Origin of the sequence: Micromonospora ferruginea (assembly GCF_013694245.2) — a bacterium.
GTDB classification, from domain to species: Bacteria; Actinomycetota; Actinomycetes; order Mycobacteriales; family Micromonosporaceae; genus Micromonospora; species Micromonospora robiginosa.
This window is the reverse complement of the sequence record NZ_CP059322.2, coordinates 492,791-507,800: the sequence shown is the minus strand read 5'-3', so window position 1 is coordinate 507,800 and position 15,010 is coordinate 492,791. Positions and strand designations below refer to the sequence as shown.

The window sequence follows — 15,010 nt, the reverse complement described above, 5'->3', positions numbered from 1 at the left end:
TCACCTCGCTACGCGTGGCGCCGGTGGCCGGCACCAGGGCAATGATACAGACGTTCGGCCGGGTCACGACTTGCCCGCGATCCACAGGCTCGCGAAGACCAGCGCGACGATGCCGACCAGGAAGATCGCCAGACCCTCGGTCGACGGGCCGTACCGGCCCAGGTTGAAACCGCCCTGGTCCTGGTCGCTCTTCAGGGTCTCCTGGATGTAGGCGATGATGTCCGCCTTCTCCTGGGGAGTGATCTGGTTGTCGCCGAACACCGGCATGTTCTGCGGGCCGCTCAGCATCGCGGCGTAGATCTGCCGGTCGCTGGCCGGCTTGAGGCTCGGCGCGTACTTGCCGGAGGAGAGGGCCCCGCCGCCGCCGCCGAACGCGTGGCACTGCGAGCAGTTGATCCGGAACAGCTCGCCACCGGTGGACATGTTGGCGCCCTCGCGCAGGTTGCCCGACGGCACCTGCGGGCCGCCACCGAGCTCCTGGACGTACTGCCCGAGCTGGCGCACCTGCTCGTCGGTGAAGACCGGCGGCTTGCGCATGGCCTGGGCCTCCTGCCGGGCCATCGGCATGCGACCGCTGCTGACCTGGAACTCGACCGAGGCCGACCCGACGCCGATCAGGCTCGGGCCCCGACCCTCGACGCCCTGGGCGTTGCGACCGTGACAGGTCACACAGCTCACGTCGAACAGCGCCTTGCCCTCGTTGGCGGCGGCGGTCAGCGGCGGGTTGTCCTGCGCCTGCACGCCCGGGGCGAAGACGGTGTAGGCGCCACCGGCCAGCATCAGCGCGGCGGCCAGCCGGACCGCGGCACCCAGCCGGCGGCGGCCCCTGCTGCGCGCTACGGGCCGCCCGCGCAGCCGCGCGAGCAGACCGCGTCGGCGGTCGTTGTCAGAAGTCATGACCTGTGTCCTTAACCGGTTGGACCTTGTCTCAGGGGACGGAGCAGCGGCGCGGTTCGTGACGCGCCAAGATCACTGAAGCCAGTAGATCATGGCGTACAGCCCGATCCACACGACGTCGACGAAGTGCCAGTAGTAGGACACGACGATCGCCGAGGTCGCCTGGGCCGGGGTGAACCGGCCCATGGTGGTACGGACCATGAAGATGATGAAGGCGATCAGCCCGCCGGTCACGTGCAGACCGTGGAAGCCGGTGGTCAGGTAGAACATCGACCCGTAACCGTCTTCATTGATCTTGACGCCCTCGTGCACCAGGGTCCGGTACTCGTTCGCCTGGCCGAGCACGAAGATCAGACCCATCACGAAGGTGATCGTGAACCACCGGCGCAGGGCGTGGACGTCGCCCTTCTCGGCCGCGAAGACACCGAGCTGGCAGGTCACCGAGGAGAGCACGAGGATCACCGTGAAGGTGGTCGCGTACGGGATGTTCAGGACCTCGGTGTGCTTCTCCCACTGCTCCGGCGCCGCCGCGCGGATCGAGAAGTACATCGCGAACAGCGCCGCGAAGAACATGAGTTCGCTGGAGAGCCACACGATCGTCCCGACGCTCACCATGTTGGGACGCGTCAGGGAGTGGATCCGGCTCTTGTCAATGGCTGGGGCCGCAGTCACGCGGTCATTATTGCCCTTGACCGGGACCGACGATCAGCGGGGTGGCAAACCCGGGCCCGCAGTGGCCCGATCGTGGTCGTCCGCTTCGCCTGACCTACCCTGAAAAGCGTGCTGCACGTCGATCAGATCCTCGCCGCCACCTCGGTCGTCGGCCCGACGACGCTGGCGGCGGGCGGCGAGGCCGCTCCGCCGCCGTTCACCGTGGCCCGGGTGCTCACCGAGACCCGGCTGGAGAGCTGGCTCACGCTCGGCCTGGTGCTCGCCGCCGGGCTCTACCTCTACGGGGTGCACCGGCTGCGGCTGCGCGGCGACCGGTGGCCGGTGCTGCGCACCGTGGCGTTCCTCGGCCCCGGCCTCGGCGGCATCGCGCTGGTCACGGTCAGCGGGCTCGGCGCGTACGACACCGCGCTGGTGTCGGTGCACATGGTGCAGCACATGGTGCTGTCGATGGTCGCGCCGATCTTCCTGGCGCTCGGCGCGCCGGTGACGCTGGCCCTGCGCACGCTGCCGGTGCGGCCCCGCAAGCGGCTGCTCGCGGTGGTGCACAGCCGGGTGGCCCGGGTCTACAGCTTCCCGCTGGTGGCGTTCGCCATCTTCGTGGCGAACCCGTTCGTGCTCTACTTCACCAACCTCTACGAGTTCACGCTGCGCCACGAGTGGGCGCACGAGCTGGTGCACGCGCACTTCATCATGACCGGCTGCGTCTTCTTCTGGCCGCTGCTCGGCCTGGACCCGCTGCCCGGCCGCTGGCCGTACCCGGCCCGCGCGCTGCTCATGCTGCTGTCGGTGCCGTTCCACACGGTGCTCGGGCTGACCATCATGCAGAGCACCACGCTGCTCGGCGGCGACTGGTACCCGTCGCTGCACCTGGCCTGGTCCGACCCCCGCAACGACCAGGTGGTCGCCGGCGGCATCCTCTGGGCCGGCGGCGAGTTCGTCAGCGTCACCATGCTGGCCGTGCTGGTGGTGCAGTGGATCAAGCAGTCCGAGCGGGAGGCCCGCCGGCTGGACCGCGAGCTCGACCGCCAGGAGGCCCGCGAACGCGCCGCCCAGGCGGGCGCCGGGGCCGGGGCCGGTCCCACCGGCGGAATGTGACGCCCGCTACGATCAGCGGGCAGCTACGAGGTGGGAGCCACGTCACGATGAGCGATCGTCTTTGCACCGTCCTGCTCTACAGCGACGACCCGAAGGTCCGGGACCGGATGCGGCTCGCCGTCGGCACCCGTCCGGCGCCCGGCATCGAGATCGAGTTCGTCGAGGCCGACGACTACGCCGGCTGCGTCCGGCTGGTCGACGACTACGAGATCGACCTGCTCGTGCTCGACGGCGAGGCGAGCCCCGGCGGCGGCATCGGCATCGCCCGGCAGATCAAGGACGACCGGGACGACGCGCCGCCGACCTGCGTGGTGCTGGCCCGCGCCGCCGACCGCTGGCTGGCCGCGTACGCCGAGGTCGACGCCACCCTCACCCACCCGCTGGACCCGGTGACCGCCGGCAGCACCGTCGCCGAACTGCTGCGCCGCACGCACGCCGCGGCCTGATCCACCCCGCGGCGCCACGGCGACGCGGCCGTGGCGCGCCCCAACCGCTTCACTTCACGCCGCTCGGGAGGCCCGCCATGGGCGAACGGACCTGGCCGCTTCTGCTCAACGCGCTGCTGCGCGGCGAGGAGCTCTCCACCGCCGACACCGCCTGGGCGATGGGCGAGATCATGGCCGGCTCGGCCACCCCGGCGCAGATCGCCGGCTTCGCCGTGGCGCTGCGCACCAAGGGCGAGACGCCGGCCGAGCTGGGCGGCCTCGTCGAGGCGATGCTCACCCGCGCCGTCCCGGTGGAGCTGCCCGAGGACGTACGCGCCACCGCGCTCGACGTGGTCGGCACCGGCGGCGACCTCGCCCACACCGTCAACATCTCCACCATGGCGGCGCTGGTGGTCGCCGGGGCGGGCGTCCGGGTGGTCAAGCACGGCAACCGGGCCGCGTCCTCGTCCTGCGGCACGGCGGACGTGCTGGAGCAGCTCGGCGTGCCGCTCGACCTGGCGCCGGAGCAGGTGGCCCGCTGCGTCACCGAGGCCGGCATCGGCTTCTGCTTCGCCGCCCGGTTCCACCCCGGCATGCGGCACACCGGCCCGGTCCGGCGCGAGATCGGCGTACCCACGGCGTTCAACTTCCTCGGCCCGCTGACCAACCCGGCCCGCCCCCGCGCGGGCGCGGTCGGCTGCTTCGACCAGCGGATGGCGCCGGTGATGGCGGCCGTGTTCGCCGCCCGCGGCGACTCGGCGATCGTGGTCCGGGGCGAGGACGGGCTGGACGAGTTCAGCACCGGCGCGCCGACCCGGGTCTGGGTGGCCCAGCAGGGCACCGTCAGGGAGGCGCTGCTGGACGCGACGGAGCTCGGGGTGCCCCGGGCCACCCTCGCCGACCTGCGGGGCGGAGACGCGGTCTACAACGCCGACGTGGTCCGGCGGCTGCTGGCCGGCGAGACCGGCCCGGTACGCGACGCCGTGCTGGTGAACGCCGCGGTGGCGCTGGCCACCCAGGGCCCGCTCGACGGCGACCTGCACGAGGCGCTGCGCGCCAACCTCGGCCGGGCCGCCGAGTCGGTCGACTCGGGCTCGGCGGCGGCCACGTTGGACCGCTGGCTGGCGGTCGCCCGCGCCGCCTGACCGGGTGCGTGTCGTACCCGCGTGCCAAACTACAGGGGAGTAATTTTCCGCTTTAGGGCGATGGTTCGGTGGGGCCGACGGCTCCCCGCCACCGCCGGGCACCCGGAGCGAGAGGAGACGCCCGTGTCGGATCGCGAGCTCCACTGCGACACCTGCGAGGGCGTCGTGCTGTTCGAGACGCCGCCCTGCGGCGACGGGCACGGCGCCGACTGCCCCGAGCTGGCCTGCACCGGCTGCGGCGCGGCCGTGCTGATCGCCACCGTCACGTTCCGCCCGTCGGCGCGGTCCCGCCGGCGCACCCCGCGCCCCACCCACCGCCACGCCGCCTGACCCACCCGCACCACCGACGGCCAACCCCTGGGCCCGCGGCCCGCGTCTCCGTCGACGCCGCCCAGGCACCCGCTCCGGCCCACCGGACGCCCGCCGAGCGGGCAGGCTGAGCAGCCCGGCAACGGACCCGGCGCGCCGGACCAGGCACCACAGCAGCGCCGGCACCGCTCGTGCAGCCTCCACCCAGAGCCCACGGTCCACCCACCGAGAACTGACTCCCACTTCCCGAGCACTCCACAGACCTTGGTATCAACCCGCCCCCGGAGGGGCCGCTTCCTACCAAGATCGCCGGCAGCACCCGCCCCCGCACCAGGCAAACCCCACGCCCACCGTGGACGCCCCCAACCCCCAACGATGTCGACCAAGGAGTTCGCGTCGACACGGAGAGCCCCGTGGACACAATCTCCTTGATCACCAAAGGGTTGAACGCGCCCGACGAGACCCGCCCCGTCGATCATGAAGTTGGCGGGGACAATTCGGACGGTCGATGCCGTCAACTTCATGATCGACTGAGGGAGGAGGGAGGGAGGGAGGCGGGCGGGGAAAAGCGGCAGGCCCGCGGCCCCGGAGGGGGCGCGGGCCTGCGGCGGAGGTACGGGTCAGTGCTCGGCGGTGCGGCGGGTGCCCGAGTAGTACTCGAAGAGCAGGCCGCAGGCGGCGAAGATCACTGCCAGCAGGCCCAGGCCCAGCAGCCAGAACTGCCAGAACACGAGCCCCAGGCCGGCGATCGCGGCGGCCAGGGCCAGGCCGAACGGCCAGTAGCTGCCCGGGCTGAAGAAGCCGATCTCGCCGGCGCCGTCGGCGATCTCACCGTCCGCCCGGTCCTCCGGGCGCAGGTCGATCCGGCGGGAGACGAACCAGAAGAAGCCGCCGCACATCGTGCAGAGCAGGAACGACAGCAGCAGCGCCACGGTGCCGATCCACTCGACGTGGCCGCCGCTGTCGGCGTACGTCCAGGCGCCGTAGAGGATCGTCGCGCCGAGCAGGAACGCGGCGATGGTCAGGAAGATCTTCCATTCGGTCTTCATGCCGGACCCCCTCAGCTGCCCGCGTCGGACGGGTTGAAGTTGGCGGTGTTACGCCGCGTGTCGAACGGCTTGGTGGTGGTGGCGTACTCGGCCACGCCGATCGCCTTGAGCGCGTCCTGGGTCGAGCTGCCGCCCTTCTTGGCGGCCAGGAACTGCTCGTACTTCTCCGGCGAGACCACCCGCAGCTCGAAGTTCATGAAGGCGTGGTAGCTGCCGCACAGCTCGGCGCAGCGGCCGACGAACGCGCCCTCCGTGTCGATGCTGGAGACCTCGAAGGTGTTACGGATGCTGCCCGGCATGACGTCGCGCTTGAACAGCAGCTCCGGCACCCAGAACGAGTGGATGACGTCGCGGCTCTGCTCCTCGAACCGGATCGACCGGCCGCTCGGCAGTACCAGCACCGGGATGACCTCGCTGGTGCCCAGCACCGAGGCGACGGTGTTGGCGTCGCGGCCCTGCCCGTCGCGGTAGTTGAACTGCCAGTTCCACTTGAACGCGACGACCTCGACGGTGACGTCCGGGTTCTTCGACTCCTTGTTCACGTCGGTCTGCACGACCGCGGTGTAGTAGAAGAGCACGGAGACGACGAGGATCGGCGCGATGGTGTAGAGGAACTCCATCGGCAGGTTGTAGCGGGTCTGCACCGGCAGCTCGTTGCCGCGCTTGCGGTAGCGGATCACGCACCAGAAGATCAGGCCCCAGACGAACACGCCGACCGCGAGCGCCGCGATGCAGGACGCGATCCACAGGTCGTACATCCGGTGCGACTCGGGCGTGATGCCACCCTGCGGCCAGCCGAACCCGCCGAACGTCTTGCCGACGTCACAGCCGGTGAGCACAACCAGCAGCGCCGCTCCGCCGAGACCGAGCCCGGCGAGTCGACCAGCACCACGCCGCCGGCGTCCACCGGCCCCCGGGGAAGCGCTGTGCCGTACGGCCGACGGCCGTACCTCCGAACTCCTTGCGACCACCTGGTCCTGCCTCCCTAGCGCGCCGCGGCGGTTGTTTCCCTGACACCGACGGCAAAGGCGTCACCGACGGTCGCAGATTACTCGACCATGGCGGGCCTGACCGTCTTGGGGTCACTGTCCGCCCCCATCGGGGGGATCTTGGGCATACCGGAGCGATAGCGTGGAACCTCATGAGCGCCTCCCCGGTCTACCTGGACGCGGCCAGCGCCGCGCCGCTGCATCCGGTCGCGCGGCAGGCGTTGCTGGCCGCCCTGGACGACGGCTGGGCCGACCCGGCCCGGCTCTACGCGCCGGCCCGCCGGGCCCGCCAGCTCCTGGACGCCGCCCGGGAGGCCGCCGCGCACACGCTCGGCGTCCGCGCCGACGAGCTGTCCTTCACCCCCAGCGGTACGACCGCGGCGCACGCCGCCGTGCTGGGTGGCCTGGTCGGGCGGCGGCGGGCCGGCGCGACGCTCGTGCACTCGGCGATCGAGCACTCGGCGGTGCTGCACGCCGCGCAGCGGCACGCCGCGGCCGGGGGCGACGCGGTCTCCGTACCCGTGGACCGGCTCGGCCGGCTGGACCTGGACGCCTGGGCGGCGGCGGTGGCCGCCCCCGGCGTGGCGCTGGCCGCGCTGATCGGGGCCAGTCACGAGGTGGGCACGGTGCAGCCGGTGCCGGCCGCGGCCGAGCGGTGCGCCGAGGCGGGGGTCCCGCTGTACGTGGACGCGGCGCAGCTCGTCGGCCGGGCGCCGCTGCCGGCGGGCTGGTCGGTGCTCACCGCCAGCGCGCACAAGTGGGGCGGGCCGCCCGGCGTCGGCCTGCTGGTGGTGCGCAAGGGCACCCGGTGGGAGTCGCCCTACCCGGCCGACGAGCGGGAGTCGGGGCGTACCCCGGGGGTGGTGAACCTGCCGGCGGTGGTGGCCGCGGCGGCGAGCCTGCGCGCGGCGGCGGCCGACGCGGCGGCGGAGGCGGCCCGGCTGGCGCCGCTGGTGGACCGGATCCGGGCCCGGGTGGCGGCGGAGGTGCCGGACGTCGAGGTGGTCGGCGACCCGGTGGACCGGCTCCCCCACCTGGTGACGTTCTCCTGCCTGTACGTCGACGGCGAGGCGCTGCTGCACGCGCTGGACCGGCGGGGCTTCGCGGTCTCCTCCGGCTCGTCGTGCACGTCGTCGACGCTGCGCCCGTCGCACGTGCTGGAGGCGATGGGGGTGCTGTCGCACGGCAACGTGCGGGTGTCGCTGCACCGGGAGACCACCGAGGCGGACGTGGAGCGGTTCCTCGCCGAGCTGCCCGGGATCGTGGCTGCCCTCCGCGAGGAGGCGGGGGTGACGGACCTGTGAGCGAGCCGGACGAGGTGCTCGACTGCCGGGGGCAGCGCTGCCCGCTGCCGGTGATCAATCTCGCCCGCCGGGTGCCCGGTCTGCCGGCCGGCGCGGTGGTGCGGGTGCTCGCCGACGACCCGGCGGCGGCGGTGGACATCCCGGCCTGGTGCCGGATGCGCGGCCACGAGTTCCTGGCGGCCCACCCCGACGCCGGCCCCGCCTACGACGTCCGGGTGTAAGGCGGGGCCCCCGCTTAACGTTTCCGGTAGAGGAAGGGGCCCTTCTTAACACCTGCGGCGCTCAGCCCAGGTAGGCGAGGATGCCGGGGAGCGGGTCGACCGCCACGGCGGTGTCCACCACCAGGCGTGGGCCGATCAGCGGCTCGTACTCGGCGCGGCGCACCAGCGTCTGCTCCCAGGTCACGTGCTCGTCGGCCGGTCGGGCCTCGACCCGGCGGCGGTGTTCCGCCTCGTCGCCGCAGTGCACCTCGACCACCCGCAGCGGGACGCCGGCCCGCTCGGCCAGGTCGTGCCAGAGGCCGCGGGCGCTGGCGACCGGGTTCACCGCGTCGACCACCACGCTCAGCCCCAGGCCGAGCTGCACCTCGGCCAGCCCGGCGACCGCGCCGTAGGCGGCCATGCCGGGCACGTCGCCGGTGAGGCCGTAGCGGCCCAGGGCCCGCTCGACCGGGTCGACCGGCAGGACCGGGGCGCGCAGCGCGGCGCCGACCCGGACGGCCAGCGTGCTCTTGCCGACCCCGGGCAGCCCGGCGAAGGCGACGAGCACCTGACCGCCCAGGGCGGGACGGTCCACCCCGCCGGCCGGGCCGGTCACAGCAGGTACGGCCGGACGTCCTCGGCGGCCGCGTCCCCGTACGACTCGGCGAGCCGCTTCACGAACAGGTCCCGGCGGACCTCGTACTCCTGGCCGCCGAAGTTCTCCAGCACCAGGGTGGCCAGCAGGCAGCCGACCTGCGCGGCGCGCTCGACGCCGACGCCCCAGTCGAGCGCGGCGAAGAAACCGGCCCGGAAGCCGTCGCCGACGCCGGTCGGGTCGACCGCCTGGATCTCGCGCGCGATCGGCACCCGGATCGTGCCGAGCTCCCGGCCGGCGATCTCCACGCCCTGCTTGCCCAGCGTGGTGACCCGCACCTTCACCCGGTCGAGGAGCTGCTCGTCGGTGAGGCCGGCCTTGCTCTGCAGCAGCGACCGCTCGTACTCGTTGGTCATCAGGTAGTCGGCGCCGTCGACCAGGCCGAGCACGTCGGCGCCGTCCATCCGGGCGAGCTGCTGCGACGGGTCGGCGACGAACGGGTAGCCCCGGTCCCGGCACTCGGCGGAGTGCCGGATCATCGCGGCCGGGTCGTTGGCGCTGACCAGCACCAGGTCGAGGCCGCCGAGGCGCTGCGCCACCGGCGACAGCTCGATGTTGCGGGCCTCGCTCATCGCGCCGGCGTAGAACGAGGCGATCTGGCACATGTCGGTGTCGGTGGTGCAGACGAAGCGTGCCGTGTGCGCGACGTCGCTGACGTGCACCGAGTCGCAGTCGACGCCGTGGCGCTCCAGCCAGGAGCGGTAGTCGGCGAAGTCGGCGCCCACCGCGCCGAGCAGCACCGGCCGCAGCCCGAGCTGGGCCATGCCGAACGCGATGTTGGCGGCCGTGCCGCCGCGCCGGAGCACCAGCTCGTCGACGAGGAAGGACAGCGACACCTTGTCGAGCTGGTCGGCGATGAGCTGGTCGGCGAAGCGGCCGGGGAAGCTCATCAGGTGGTCGGTCGCGATCGAGCCGGTCACGGCGATCTTCATGTCAACCCTCGTGGTCGGGAGCACGGCGCGGTCAGCCTACCGGTCGGGCCGGGGGCCCGGTCGACGGTCGGTCGCGAACCGGTCGTCCCGCGTCCATCCGGGCGTCACCGGGCAGACAGCACGAAACGGCGGGACCACCCCGAGGGGTGGTCCCGCCGTCGTTCGTCAGGCGTCGGTACGCCGACTCAGCTGAACGAGTCGCCGCAGGCGCAGGAGTTGCCGGCGTTCGGGTTGTCGATGGTGAAGCCCTGAGCGTCGATCCGGTCGGCGAAGTCGATCGTGGCGCCGGTCAGGTAGGGGGCGCTCATCCGGTCGACGACCACCTCGACGCCGTCGAAGTCGGTGACGACGTCACCGTCGAGCGACCGCTCGTCGAAGAAGAGCTGGTACCGCAGGCCGGAGCAGCCACCCGGCTGCACGGCGATCCGGAGCCGCAGGTCGTCGCGGCCCTCCTGCTCGATCAGGGCCTTGACCTTCTGCGCCGCGACGTCGGTGAGGACGACGGTGCTGGGGGCCTGCGTGGCCTCGGTCGACTCGGTCTGCGCTGGCGTGGTCACGTGGAAGTCTCCCTGCGCGGTATGAGGTCCGGACGTACTGGCCAACGCCGCACGTCCGCCAGTATTCCCGGTGGTCCGTCTCCGATCGTACGCCGCTGCCGGCGCGGCCACCCGGCGGCGTGACCAGCGGAACCCGGTCAGCGGCTCCACTGGCCGGCCAGGCGGGCGCCGAGCGCCCGCAACCCCTCGGCGGGACGCTCCATCGCCGCTTCCACTCCCCCGCGCTCCTCGCCGCCGAAGTGCTCCACCAGGCTGTACGCCTCGGTGACGCCCGCCGCGGCGGCCTCCCGCCGCCCGGTGCTCACCCGCCCGGCCAGCACCACGCAGGGCACGCCGCGGTCCCGGGCCGCCCCGGCCACCCCGGCGACCACCTTGCCGCGCAGCGACTGGTGGTCGAAGGAGCCCTCGCCGGTGACCACCAGGTCGGCGGCGTCCAGCGCGGCGTCCAGGCCGACGGCGCGGGTGACCAGGCCGATGCCCGACTCGCACCGCCCGCCCAGCGCCAGCACCGCCGCGCCGAGCCCGCCGGCCGCACCGCCGCCGGGCAGCGCGCCGAGCCCGGGCGGGCAGCCCCGCAGCCGCTCGGCCAGCACGTCCACCCAGCGTTCCAGCGCGGCGTCGAGCAGCAGCACGTCCGCCCGGTCGGCGCCCTTCTGCGGGCCGAACACGCTGCTCGCGCCGTGCAGCCCGAGCAGCGGGTTGTCCACGTCGGTGGCGGCGACGAGGGTCACCCCGCGCAGCCGGGGAACGCCGTCGAGCGCGGCCACGCCGGCCAGCGCCGCCCCGCCGTACGGCAGGGCCCGGTCGCCGGCGTCGAGCGGGGTGACGCCGAGCGGGACCAGCATGCCGGCGCCGCCGTCGTTGGTGGCCGAGCCGCCCAGCCCGATCACCACGGTCCGGGCGCCCGCCTCGACCGCGGCGGCGACCAGCAGCCCCAGCCCGTACGAGGTGGTGGCCTTCGGGTCGCGTTCGGCGGCGGACAGCAGGTGCAGGCCGCACGCCTGGGCGCTCTCCAGGTAGGCCACGCCGTCGTCGGTGAGCAGGATCTCACCGGCGGCCGGGCGGCCGAGCGGGTCGACGGTGGGCACCGGCAGCCGCCGCCCGCCGAGCGCCTCGGCGAGCACCGCGACGAAGCCCGGCCCGCCGTCGGCGAGCGGCTTCAGCAGCAGGTCGTCGCCGGGGGCGACGGTCCGCCAGCCGTCGGCGACCGCGGCGGCCACCTCGGGGGCCGGCAGCGTGCCGGCGAACTTGTCCGGGCAGAGCAGCACGCGCATGCCGAGCAGTGTGGCAGGCCACATCGTGGGCGGCTGCGCGGCGGCCGGGCTGTGGGACCATGGGGGCGTGACTTCGACCTGGGTTGAGCCCTCCAACACCGCCACCGCGCTGCTGCTCCTCGGCCGTGGCAGCGACCCCGCCACCGAGCGTGGCGTGGAGTGTCCGGGTGACCTCCCCGCGCCCAGCGACCCCGACCTGGTGGCCCGCGCGGCGGCGGCGAAGGCCGCGCTCGGCACGAAGGTCTTCGTGCTGGGCCACCACTACCAGCGCGACGAGGTGATCCAGTTCGCCGACGTGACCGGCGACTCGTTCAAGCTGGCCCGGGAGGCGGCGGCCCGCCCGGACGCGGAGTACATCGTCTTCTGCGGCGTGCACTTCATGGCCGAGAGCGCGGACATCCTCACCACGGACGCGCAGAAGGTGATCCTGCCGGACCTGGCGGCCGGCTGCTCGATGGCCGACATGGCGGTGCTGTCGCAGGTCGAGGCCGCCTGGGACGCGTTGACCGACTCGGGGGTGGCGGCGGACACGGTCCCGGTGACCTACATGAACTCGTCCGCCGACATCAAGGGGTTCGTCGGCCGGCACGGCGGCGTGGTCTGCACCTCGTCCAACGCCAAGCGCGCCCTGGACTGGGCGTACGAGCAGGGCCGCAAGGTGCTGTTCCTGCCGGACCAGCACCTGGGTCGCAACACCGCGGTGCTGGAGATGGGCTTCTCGCTGGACGACTGCGTGCTCTGGGATCCGCACAAGCCGAACGGCGGGCTCACCGCCGAGCAGCTCCGCGACGCGAAGATGATCCTGTGGCGCGGGCACTGCTCGGTGCACGGCCGTTTCACGCTCGAGAGCGTGAACGACGTGCGCGCCCGGGTGCCCGGCGTCAACGTGCTGGTGCACCCGGAGTGCCGCCACGAGGTGGTCACCGCCGCCGACCTGGTGGGCTCCACCGAGTTCATCATCAAGACCATCGAGGCGGCGCCGGCCGGCTCGGCGTGGGCGGTGGGCACCGAGCTGAATCTGGTACGCCGGCTCGCGCTGGCCCACCCGGACAAGCAGATCATGTTCCTCGACCGGGCGGTCTGCTACTGCTCGACGATGAACCGGATCGACCTGCCGCACCTGGTCTGGGCGCTGGAGGAGCTGGTCGCCGGCCGGGTGGTCAACCAGATCACGGTGGATCCGGACACCGCCGGACACGCCCGGGCGGCGCTGGACCAGATGCTCGCCCTGCCCGGGGCTTGATCACGGTCGGTCACCTGCCTGGCACGGAAACGCACCGAATCCCCGGTTCGTGCCCTGGCTGGCGATGTGACCGATTCCATTCTCGTCACGGAGGGCTATGCTGCCGGGGCGACGACACACGCGGGCCGGTTTTCCCATGGCCGCGATCCGGGTAGCGATGACGAATCGCGAACCCACACCTACACGGCAACACCCAACGCGCTGGAGGTTGCGTTGACCGACGACGTCCTGGTCGTACACGGAGGCACTCCGCTCGAAGGGCGGATCCGCGTGCGCGGCGCGAAGAACCTCGTGTCCAAGGCGATGGTCGCCGCCCTGCTCGGCGACACACCCAGCCGGCTGTTCGACGTGCCGCGCATCCGTGACGTCGAGGTGGTCCGCGGGCTGCTCGGCCTGCACGGGGTGAAGGTGACCGACGGCGGGGAGGACGGCGAGCTGGTCTTCGACCCATCCAACGTCGAGAGCGCCAGCACCGACCAGATCAACGTGCACGCCGGGTCCAGCCGGATCCCGATCCTGTTCTGCGGTCCGCTGCTGCACCGGCTCGGCCACGCGTTCATCCCCGACCTGGGCGGCTGCCACATCGGGCCCCGCCCGATCGACTTCCACCTGCAGGCGCTGCGCGAGTTCGGCGCGACGGTCGACAAGACCCCCGAGGGCCTGCACCTGTCGGCCCCGAACGGGCTGCACGGCACCAAGTTCGCGCTGCCCTACCCGAGCGTCGGCGCCACCGAGCAGGTGCTGCTCACCGCCGTGATGGCCGAGGGCGTCACCGAGCTGCGCAACGCGGCCGTCGAGCCGGAGATCATCGACCTGATCTGCATCCTGCAGAAGATGGGCGCGATCATCAAGGTCCACACCGACCGGGTGATCGAGATCCAGGGCGTCAAGAAGCTGCACGGCTACACCCACCGGCCGATCCCGGACCGGATCGAGGCGGCGAGCTGGGCGGCGGCCGCGCTGGCCACCCGCGGCCACGTCGAGGTGCTCGGCGCGCAGCAGGCCGACATGATGACCTTCCTGAACATCTTCCGGTCCGTCGGCGGCGAGTACGAGGTCACCGACGCCCGTCCGCCGAAGCTCGGCGACCCGGGCCAGGAGGGTGGCATCCGGTTCTGGCACCCGGGCGGCGAGCTGAACGCGGTGGCGCTGGAGACCGACGTACACCCCGGTTTCATGACCGACTGGCAGCAGCCGCTGGTGGTCGCGCTCACCCAGGCCCGGGGCCTGTCGATCGTCCACGAGACGGTCTACGAGCAGCGGCTCGGCTACACCGAGGCGCTGAACACGATGGGCGCCAACATCCAGGTCTACCGGGACTGCCTCGGCGGCACCCCGTGCCGCTTCGGCCGGCGTAACTTCAAGCACTCGGCGGTGATCGCCGGCCCGAGCAAGCTGCACGCGGCCGACCTGGTCATCCCGGACCTGCGGGCCGGGTTCAGCCACCTCATCGCGGCGCTCGCCGCCGAGGGCACCTCCCGGGTGTACGGCGTGGACCTGATCAACCGCGGCTACGAGGACTTCGAGGCCAAGCTGGCGGACCTCGGCGCGCACGTCGAGCGCCCCTGATCCCGGCGTACTCCGAGCCCGGCGCACCGCGATGTGCGCCGGGCTCGACCGTTTGGCTACCCTTGCCGACGTGCCGTCGCTGTTTCGCCGCAAGCCCGCCGACCTCGTCGAGGATTCCGTCACCACGGTGACGACCGACGAGGAGTCCGCCGCCGCCCGCCCCCGGGGCTACACGCCGAGCAAGAAGGAGCTCGGGGTGACCACCCCGAAGCGTCCGGCCGCCGGTCGCCGGCCGGCCGCGCCGGCCCGCCCGCTGACCAAGGAGGAGGCCCGGGAGCAGCGCCGCACGGCGCGCGCCGAGGCCAGTGCCGAGTTCCGCCGCGAGGGCGGCCCGCGGGACCGGGGCCCGGAGCGGCTGCTGGCCCGCAACGTGGTCGACTCCCGCCGGACGATCGGCACCTGGTTCTTCGGCGGCGCGCTGATCGTGCTGGTCGGCTCCAACCAGGCCATGCCGGCGATCGTGCGGCTGCTGTCGAACGTGCTCTGGGGCGCGCTGGCCCTCGGTGTGCTGGTCGACTCGGTGCTGATCAGCCGGAAGATCAAGAAGCTGGTCCGGGAGCGCTTCCCGAAGAGCACCGAGAAGCTCGGCTCGCTCTACTTCTACGCGATCATGCGGTCGATCACGTTCCGCAAGATGCGCGCCCCCGCTCCCCGGGTCGCCATCGGCGAAAAGTTCTGAGTGTTAAGCGGGGCCC

Annotated in this window: 17 protein-coding genes; 9 read left to right on the top strand and 8 right to left on the bottom strand. The window is 72.7% G+C overall.

Translation table 11 applies throughout. The features are described 5' to 3' along the window. Window positions 1–63 precede the first annotated feature (63 nt). Complete coding sequence (gene qcrC / locus H1D33_RS02485) at window positions 64–897, bottom strand: cytochrome bc1 complex diheme cytochrome c subunit (RefSeq protein WP_181569599.1); 834 nt, start codon at window positions 895–897, stop codon at window positions 64–66. A 72-nt stretch (window positions 898–969) separates the two neighbouring features. Continuing rightward, window positions 970–1,569, bottom strand: a complete 600-nt coding sequence (gene ctaE, locus H1D33_RS02480) for an aa3-type cytochrome oxidase subunit III (RefSeq protein ID WP_091059316.1) — start codon at window positions 1,567–1,569, stop codon at window positions 970–972. 108 nt (window positions 1,570–1,677) lie between these two features. Here ctaE and H1D33_RS02475 point away from each other — a divergent pair, with 108 nt between their 5' ends. The 4 genes from H1D33_RS02475 to H1D33_RS02460 all read left to right on the top strand — a co-directional run bounded on the left by H1D33_RS02475 (window position 1,678) and on the right by H1D33_RS02460 (window position 4,564). Further along, entirely contained in the window at window positions 1,678–2,664 is a 987-nt protein-coding gene (locus H1D33_RS02475; RefSeq protein ID WP_181569600.1) for a cytochrome c oxidase assembly protein, read from the top strand. A 47-nt stretch (window positions 2,665–2,711) separates the two neighbouring features. Next, window positions 2,712–3,110 (top strand): hypothetical protein, encoded by a 399-nt coding sequence (locus H1D33_RS02470; RefSeq protein ID WP_181569601.1) that lies wholly within the window; start codon window positions 2,712–2,714, stop codon window positions 3,108–3,110. Window positions 3,111–3,187: 77 nt separating this feature from the next. Then, entirely contained in the window at window positions 3,188–4,234 is a 1,047-nt protein-coding gene (gene trpD / locus H1D33_RS02465) for an anthranilate phosphoribosyltransferase (protein WP_181569602.1), read from the top strand. A gap of 123 nt (window positions 4,235–4,357) precedes the next feature. After that, a complete protein-coding gene (locus tag H1D33_RS02460; RefSeq protein WP_181569603.1) occupies window positions 4,358–4,564 on the top strand; it encodes a hypothetical protein in 207 nt (68 codons plus the stop codon). Between the two features lie 599 nt (window positions 4,565–5,163). On the opposite strand, the gene H1D33_RS02455 is transcribed toward H1D33_RS02460, so the two are convergent. Together H1D33_RS02455 and ctaC are read right to left on the bottom strand one after the other, a co-directional pair. Then, a complete protein-coding gene (locus H1D33_RS02455) occupies window positions 5,164–5,592 on the bottom strand; it encodes a cytochrome c oxidase subunit 4 (protein WP_181569604.1) in 429 nt (142 codons plus the stop codon). An 11-nt stretch (window positions 5,593–5,603) separates the two neighbouring features. After that, on the bottom strand, window positions 5,604–6,563 hold the full coding sequence (gene ctaC / locus H1D33_RS02450) for an aa3-type cytochrome oxidase subunit II (protein WP_181569605.1): 960 nt from the start codon (window positions 6,561–6,563) through the stop codon (window positions 5,604–5,606). 170 nt (window positions 6,564–6,733) lie between these two features. Here ctaC and H1D33_RS02445 point away from each other — a divergent pair, with 170 nt between their 5' ends. Together H1D33_RS02445 and H1D33_RS02440 are read left to right on the top strand one after the other, a co-directional pair. Next, window positions 6,734–7,885 (top strand): cysteine desulfurase family protein, encoded by a 1,152-nt coding sequence (locus H1D33_RS02445; protein WP_181569606.1) that lies wholly within the window; start codon window positions 6,734–6,736, stop codon window positions 7,883–7,885. Then, on the top strand, window positions 7,882–8,106 hold the full coding sequence (locus H1D33_RS02440; RefSeq protein WP_181569607.1) for a sulfurtransferase TusA family protein: 225 nt from the start codon (window positions 7,882–7,884) through the stop codon (window positions 8,104–8,106). The genes H1D33_RS02445 and H1D33_RS02440 overlap by 4 nt, the downstream gene beginning before the upstream one ends. 61 nt (window positions 8,107–8,167) lie before the next feature. Here the strand turns inward: H1D33_RS02440 and H1D33_RS02435 are convergent, their stop codons facing one another. The 4 genes from H1D33_RS02435 to H1D33_RS02420 all read right to left on the bottom strand — a co-directional run bounded on the left by H1D33_RS02435 (window position 8,168) and on the right by H1D33_RS02420 (window position 11,527). Then, the gene (locus H1D33_RS02435) at window positions 8,168–8,701 is read right to left on the bottom strand and encodes a P-loop nucleotide/nucleoside kinase family protein (RefSeq protein ID WP_181569608.1); all 534 of its coding nucleotides are present in this window, start codon (window positions 8,699–8,701) and stop codon (window positions 8,168–8,170) included. Further along, complete coding sequence (locus tag H1D33_RS02430) at window positions 8,698–9,672, bottom strand: carbohydrate kinase family protein (RefSeq protein ID WP_181569609.1); 975 nt, start codon at window positions 9,670–9,672, stop codon at window positions 8,698–8,700. Before H1D33_RS02430 ends, H1D33_RS02435 begins: the two co-directional genes overlap by 4 nt. Window positions 9,673–9,857: 185 nt before the next feature. Beyond that, on the bottom strand, window positions 9,858–10,229 hold the full coding sequence (gene erpA, locus H1D33_RS02425) for an iron-sulfur cluster insertion protein ErpA (protein ID WP_181569610.1): 372 nt from the start codon (window positions 10,227–10,229) through the stop codon (window positions 9,858–9,860). Between the two features lie 137 nt (window positions 10,230–10,366). Then, window positions 10,367–11,527, bottom strand: coding sequence for a glycerate kinase family protein (locus tag H1D33_RS02420; RefSeq protein ID WP_181569611.1), 1,161 nt, complete (start codon window positions 11,525–11,527; stop codon window positions 10,367–10,369). 43 nt (window positions 11,528–11,570) lie between these two features. Between H1D33_RS02420 and nadA the strand changes: the two genes are divergently transcribed. The 3 genes from nadA (at window position 11,571) to H1D33_RS02405 (ending at window position 14,994) form a co-directional block, all read left to right on the top strand. After that, window positions 11,571–12,746 (top strand): quinolinate synthase NadA, encoded by a 1,176-nt coding sequence (nadA, locus tag H1D33_RS02415; RefSeq protein ID WP_181569612.1) that lies wholly within the window; start codon window positions 11,571–11,573, stop codon window positions 12,744–12,746. A 213-nt stretch (window positions 12,747–12,959) separates the two neighbouring features. Further along, complete coding sequence (murA, locus tag H1D33_RS02410; RefSeq protein ID WP_181569613.1) at window positions 12,960–14,315, top strand: UDP-N-acetylglucosamine 1-carboxyvinyltransferase; 1,356 nt, start codon at window positions 12,960–12,962, stop codon at window positions 14,313–14,315. A gap of 70 nt (window positions 14,316–14,385) precedes the next feature. Further along, window positions 14,386–14,994: a DUF3043 domain-containing protein gene (locus H1D33_RS02405; protein ID WP_246411732.1), complete on the top strand. Its 609-nt coding sequence runs from the start codon at window positions 14,386–14,388 to the stop codon at window positions 14,992–14,994. The last annotated feature ends 16 nt before the right edge of the window (window positions 14,995–15,010 follow it).